General features: G+C 46.8%; 4 protein-coding genes. All 4 read left to right on the top strand.

What is annotated here, in order from left to right:
- The first annotated feature begins 274 nt into the window (after positions 1-274).
- Complete coding sequence (locus HMPREF9999_RS02170) at positions 275-826, top strand: NAD(P)H-dependent oxidoreductase (protein ID WP_009436650.1); 552 nt, start codon at positions 275-277, stop codon at positions 824-826.
- A 45-nt stretch (positions 827-871) separates the two neighbouring features.
- Positions 872-1,354 carry an outer membrane beta-barrel protein gene (locus HMPREF9999_RS02165; protein WP_009436649.1) on the top strand — a complete coding sequence of 161 codons (483 nt, stop codon included), beginning with the start codon at positions 872-874 and terminating at the stop codon, positions 1,352-1,354.
- Between the two features lie 240 nt (positions 1,355-1,594).
- Positions 1,595-2,656, top strand: a complete 1,062-nt coding sequence (thiL, locus tag HMPREF9999_RS02160) for a thiamine-phosphate kinase (RefSeq protein WP_044062945.1) — start codon at positions 1,595-1,597, stop codon at positions 2,654-2,656.
- 1,253 nt (positions 2,657-3,909) lie between these two features.
- Positions 3,910-7,071, top strand: coding sequence for a type I restriction endonuclease subunit R (locus tag HMPREF9999_RS02155; protein WP_009436645.1), 3,162 nt, complete (start codon positions 3,910-3,912; stop codon positions 7,069-7,071).
- Position 7,072: the final 1 nt, after the last annotated feature.

Here is a 7,072-nt window from a genome sequence, read left to right as displayed (position 1 = left end):
GACGTTAGAGATTAGACTTTAGACGTTAGAGAGTTTACCTTAGAACCGTGCGGCAATAGATGTACAACAGCAAAGCCGTCTAACGTCTAATTGCTAACATCTAATTGCTAACGTCTAATTGCTAACGTCTAATTGCTAACGTCTAAGCTGAGCCCGAGGCGAGCGAAACGCAGTGTAGACGAAGCCGAGCAGAAAGGGTCTGCGCCCCTCTAACGTCTAACGTCTAATCTCTTACGTCTAATTGCTAACGTCTAGAGCTTAACATCTAAAATCAATGTCTAAAGTACTTGTCATCAGCGGTCACACCGACCCCAAAGATTCCGTTGTTAATAATGAAATTCTCGAACGCCTCTCTGTCGCACTTCCCGAAGTTGAAATCGTTCGTCTAGCAGATCTCTACACCCATAAGCCTATTGATGTGGCGCGTGAACAACAACGCCTTGTCGAAGCCGACATCGTAGTGTTCCAATTCCCACTTTTCTGGTTTAGCATCCCCAGTTTGCTCCAACGCTGGATAGAAGAAGTGTGGCTCCATGGTTTCTCTCATGGTTCCACAGGCACAGCCCTCAAAGGGAAGAAGCTCATTCTCTCCTTCACTGTAGGGGCTCCCGAAGAAGTCTATATCAATGCCAACGGCAATGCCTTCGACAAACTTATGTTTGCCCAGATGTTTGCTGCAGGTTTCACTGGCATGGAGTTCGCTGGCATGGTGCACACCTGCAGTGTGTCCTACGCCATGCGCAATGAACCTGGTCAAGCGGAAGTCTTCAAGGCAAAAGCCGATGACCACGTACAACGTCTCACAGCACTTATCGCAACACTTTAATATTCAATAGTTAGCATATTCTCACTAACTTATAACGTAGATTTCATGAAAAAGTTTTTTACTCTCCTGCTTCTCCTCGTGAGCTTCACCATCGGTGCTCGTGCTCAGTTTGAGCAAGACACCCGATATGTCAATACGTCTCTCTCTAATTTCGGTCTCAGCTACAACGATCGCGGTGGTCTTCGCCTCGGCATGAACGCTGAAGGCGGTTATTTCTTTGAAGACAATTGGATGGTGCATGGTTCAGCAGGGATTAACCATTTCGGTAAGCGCAACAACGAAATCACTCTCGGTGCTGGTTTACGCTACTACTTCTCCTCCAACGGCATTTCACTCGGCACAGGCCTCGAATACATGCACCGTAGCCCCAACCACAATGACCTCCGCCTTCCTTTCAACATAGGCTATACTTTCTATCTCAATCACTACATTGCCATCGAACCACAAGTGTTCTACAAGCTCTCGGTAAATGACTTCACCCAAGGCAGTGAAATCGGCATGCGCATTGGTCTAGGATTCTATTTCTAAAATAGAAATTAGAGGTTAGACGTTAGAGAGTAGACATTAGACGTTATCGCTTCTTTGATGTCTTCGAGGCGAGTGAAAAAGGGGCTGCGCCCCTCAAGCCTCAAATGTCTAAAGTCTAATGTCTAACACCTAACGTCTATTCTCCAACGTCTATGCCCCCGAGCCACACTTATTGTGGCGAATAGAAAGGGTCCGCGACCTTCTAACGTCTAACGTCTATCCTCTAACGTCTAATAGCTAATGTCCACCATATCCTCTCTTGGCGAATTTGGTCTTATTCGCCACCTCACCGAAGGCATCAAGCCCACTCAGCCCAGCACCTTGCAGGGCGTAGGCGACGACTGCGCCATCATCGGAGCCACCGAAGGCGAACAAACCCTCGTCACCACTGATATGCTCATGGAGGGCATCCACTTCGACCTCGTCTACACCCCACTCCGTCATCTGGGCTACAAAGCCGCCATGGTCAATCTCTCCGACATCTACGCCATGAACGGCACGCCCCGTCAACTCCTAGTTTCGCTGGCGGTGAGCAATCGCTTCCAAGTGGAAGATCTCGATGAGTTCTACGCAGGCCTTCGACTTGCCTGCGAACGTCACGGTGTAGACCTCGTGGGAGGCGACACTTCAGCTTCCCTCACCGGCATCGCCATCAGCATCACGGCCATCGGCACCGCTGCTCCCTCTGACATCGTCAAGCGTTCAGGCGCAAAACCCACCGACCTCGTCTGTGTTTCGGGCAACTTCGGAGCGGCCTATATGGGACTCCAACTCATGGAGCGCGAGAAAGCCATTTATCTCTCGCAGGTGAAGGCTGCCAAATCGCAAGAAGCCCGCGATGCTCTCAATTTCCAACCTGACTTCTCTGGACAGGAATATCTCCTCGAGCGTTTGCTCAAGCCCGAGGCACGTCGCGATGTGGTCGAAAATCTTCGCCAAGCAGGCATCCATCCCACAGCCATGATCGATGTGAGCGATGGCATCAGCAGCGAACTCCTTCACATTTGCCACGAAAGTCAAGTGGGTTGTCGCATCTTTGAGGAACGTCTCCCCATTGACTACCAAACAGCAGTCGCAGCCGAACAATTCAATCTCAATGTTTCCACCTGCGCCCTCAATGGAGGTGAAGACTACGAACTCCTCTTCACCGTACCACTCACCGACCACGAGCGTGTAGAAGCCCTTCCCGATGTCAAAATCATCGGTCACATCACGACGGCTGCCGAAGGCACACAGCTCATCACGCGCGATGGCAACGAATTTGCCCTCAAAGCCCAAGGATGGGACGCCGCAAAAGCCTAACCTCTTCTTACAAGATGATAAGTATGGAGTGCGCAATTCGTGTCTCACCATGTCCAAAGAATTTCTAATCCTTGAGCACAAACTTGCCACACGTGAGTGATTTCGACTTCACACTCTCCTAAAGCCCATTCGACTCCTAAATCGCATCCGAAGAAACATGGTTTCTTCGGATGCGATTTCTTCTACCTCTTATTCCCTGCTCCACCTTTTGAGCACTCACCACCACTCTGTAAGCTAATCCTACCACTCATCGTTGTTCATCTCACGAACGAGTCCCAGCTAACAAACCTTAAATCGCCTTCTCTCGCGCGTACGCGTGCGCGCGCATTACAGGAGTTTTTATATTTTCACTTTCACAACCTTCACATACAGCCATCGTAACAAACTATTCTACAGTGAGTTAGACCAACTTTTCGGACATATTTTAACAATTCAAGCAATCACATGCACTTTTCGCTGCTGAAAGCTTTCAAAAATGTCTATCCTAATCCACTTTCACTTACTACAAGTGTCTCCTCAAAACGCTCGCAGAAAACCTAAAAAATCTCCGAGATATTCTAGAACAACTCCGACATATTCCAGAAATTCTCCATGATTTTCGGAGCATTTCTCAGAGACTTTCAAGCTACAAGTTTTCATTTCTTCTTCTCATTTCGTCTATGGAAAAATGGGCTTTCCCAGCTAGAAAGCCCTATTCTGAACGAACACCGTTCCTATTACCTCTATAATCCACTATATACCACATAGATACGCACAATTCTGTGAAGGTTGTGAAAGCAAAAAGTATAGTTTTGCTGTAATGCGCGCGCGTACGCGCGCGCGAGAAGCCCCAAATTAGGGCTATCATCGTCCTTAAGAAATATCAGCTTTCGGCAGCATCATTCCGTCATGAGTTTTCTTAGCCTTTGCGCTATTTCTGCGCTGGAAGTGTTGGAGACTTCATTAGCATCCCTACGACGCGCCTTAATCCTTTGGGATGCTCTTTCGTCCAGGCCTAAAGTCAAAGGATAGTTGATTCCTCAATTGTAGGTTATAAATCACAGAGCAGAAATGCGCGGATTATCCTTGCCTAACATAAAGAAATCGACATTTTCTCTTTATAAAATCCTTTAAAGTTGTATCTTTGTAGGTAAGTCAGACTATTATGTCAACCAAGACAACAACTAGGACTATGGTCATTTATCCTTCTATCCATTTTTGAAAGCATTTTTCCCAACATTCGCCTATTCTCTAGCCTTTCTAATTGAAAATATATGGGTACATTTAACGAAGCAACACGCGTACAAATGCCAGCAATGGTGCATCTCACCCGACTGGGCTACCAATATTTTGGTAAAATCCATGAGGAAGATGCGCACAATGGCGTGTATGACCCACACACGAATATTCTCCTTAAGGTATTTAAGGAACAATTTTGCCGACTTAATCCAGAACAAGCTGGAAACTTCGAGCAAATGCTATCGTACATCCGCAAAGAACTCAACGATGATGACTTAGGAAGAGGATTTTATCAAAGGCTCAAAGCCATTTCTCCCACCAAGTTAATAGACTTCGACCACCCTATTAACAATGTCTTTCACTTTACGGCGGAGTTTACGTGCAAAAATGGTCAGGACGAGTTCCGCCCAGACATCACGCTCTTTGTCAATGGGCTTCCGCTATGCTTCGTGGAGGTGAAAAAGCCCAACAATGCTGGAGGAATAGTGGCTGAAAGTTTGCGCATGAACAATGAGCGATTTCCCAACAAGAGGTTTCGCCGATTTCTCAACATCACCCAATTGATGATTTTCTCCAACAACATGGAATATGACACCATGGGAGGCGTTGTGCCAGTGGAAGGAGCATTCTATTGCACCAGTGCAAGAAAAAGCGCACCCTTCAACTGTTTCCGAGAAGAGAATCCTCAAGGCAACAAAGTGGCTCCTTTTCATAAGAATTATCCCTATGCACCCATCGATGATGCAACAGAAAAACAGATTCTAAAGGATTATAACTGCCAAGTCATCCACACCAGTCCGGAATATCAGACGAACCTTTCCGCCTTTACACCCACCAACCGCATATTGACCTCCATGTGCAGTCCGGAACGATTGCTCTATATCTTGCGCTATGGCATTGCCTATGTGAAAATGGAACGCGAGGTGGATGGAAAAATTGAGTCGAACGACCAAAAACATGTCATGCGCTATCAGCAACTCTTTGCAGCGATGGCGATAGAACGCAAACTCTCTGAAGGAGTGCGTTCAGGAGTGGTGTGGCACACGCAAGGGAGTGGCAAAACGGCTTTATCCTACCACTTGACGCATGTGCTCAACGACTACTTTGCTCGGCAAAACAAAGTGGCGAAGTTTTATTTTATCGTAGACCGCCTTGATCTCCTAGAACAAGCCACCCAAGAGTTTGAAGCCAGAGGATTGGTGGTGAACACCGCCAACACGCGCAAAGAACTGATGGAACAATTCCGAAAGAACCAGGCTCAACATGGTGCTGAAGGAAAGGCAGAAATCACCGTGGTCAACATTCAACGATTTGCAGAAGACACCGAGCGTGTGGAACTCAATGCCTATGCCACCAACCTGCAACGCGTGTTTATCCTCGACGAAGCGCATCGAGGCTATCGTCCTGGAGGCTGCTTCTTGGCCAACCTTTTTGATGCAGACCAAAATGCTATCAAAATTGCACTCACGGGCACTCCCCTCCTCAAGGAGGAACAAGCCTCGTGCCAAGTGTTTGGCAACTATCTTCACACCTACTACTACGACCGATCCATCGCCGACGGCTATACGCTCAAAATCCTGCGAGAGGAAATTGAAACGTCCTATAAGGAAAAACTTACGGAGGTGCAAGACAAACTAGAAACCCTCGTAGAGAAAAAGGATGTGCGCAAGAGTCAGATTATAGAGCATGACAACTATGTGGATGAACTCTTGCGATATATCATCAGCGATTTGGTCAAATTTCGCAAGATTCAGGGTGACCCTAGTCTAGGTGGTATGATTATCTGCGAAACAAGTGCGCAGGCTGAGAAACTCTACGAACACTTCGAACAAATCCGTCAAAGTGTGTGTCCTGACACTTCCCTCAAAGCTGGACTCATCTTGCATGACCACGAGGACAAAGAAACACGACGACAAATCGTCAAGGACTTCAAGAAAAACATGACCATAGATGTGCTCATCGTTTTCAACATGCTCCTCACCGGATTTGATGCACCACGACTCAAACGCTTGTATTTCGGTCGTAAACTCAAAGACCACAATCTGCTGCAAGCCATCACGCGCGTCAATCGCCCTTACAAGCAAATGCGCTATGGATTTCTCATTGACTTTGCAGACATCAAACGCAATTTCGATGAAACCAATGAGGCGTACCTAAAAGAGTTGAACCGATTTAATGAGGTATCCAACGACGAGGCACCAACTAATGTGAACACTTTCGCTCAAGTGCTGGAGAGCAAGGAGGAAATCATCGAACAGATGAAAAACATCCGTCAAACTCTCTTCAACTACTCGTGCGACAATGCGGAGGATTTCTCTGCTGAAATCTCCACTGAAGAAGACAAGGAAACGCTACTCGAACTCAAACACGCCCTCACCGCTGCCAAAAACATGGCCAACGTTGTGCGCACCTTCGGAGACGACCAAATGCGCAACGACTTTGCCAAGGTGGAAATCACCAAACTCCCTGAGCTCCTCAGCGAAGTGCAGCACCGCATCAACATCATCAATCAGAAAGCAGCCTTCGAAATAAACGCTGAAACAAAGCTACTCATCAACGAAGCTATGCTAGACATTGAGTTCAACTTCTCAAAGATTGGAGAAGAGGAATTGCGGCTCATTGCTGGAGGTATGGAATTGAAAGAGAAATGGCAACGCACCATCACAGCTTTCACCCAAAACTTCGACCAAGACGACCCAGAGTTTATCACTCTGCGCGATGCCTTCACCGAACGTTTCAAACAACGTGGCTTTGTGATTGACACCGTGGCGAAGTTTAACGAAGAAACCAAGGCTCTAGACGATGTGATGAAACGCCTAAAGGTGATTTTCATACGCAACAATGCTTTAGTGAAGAAATATGATGGAGATGTCAAATTCGCTCGCGTGCACAAACGCATCCGAGAGGTGAATCACCAAAGAGAAGCAGAAAATAAACCACCCATGTTTTCCTTCAAAGACGAAGAAATCATGGTCATACTACGCATGATTAAAGAAGACATCGACAAGAAAGTCTACGACAGGAATGACATTCTCAAAAAAGATGCTTTTTTCACGAAGACGGTGCTTTCACTCATCCAAGGATGTCTTTATCATTTACCCCAAATCAAGCCTGACACTGCGGACTATCATTTCATCAAAGATCGCATTGCGCAGCAATATCTCAACCAATACAACGCCACCTACGCTAACGCCTAAG

Source organism: Alloprevotella sp. oral taxon 473 str. F0040, assembly GCF_000318095.2.
Classification (GTDB): domain Bacteria; phylum Bacteroidota; class Bacteroidia; order Bacteroidales; family Bacteroidaceae; genus Alloprevotella.
This window is presented reverse-complemented; position numbering and strand designations above follow the sequence as displayed.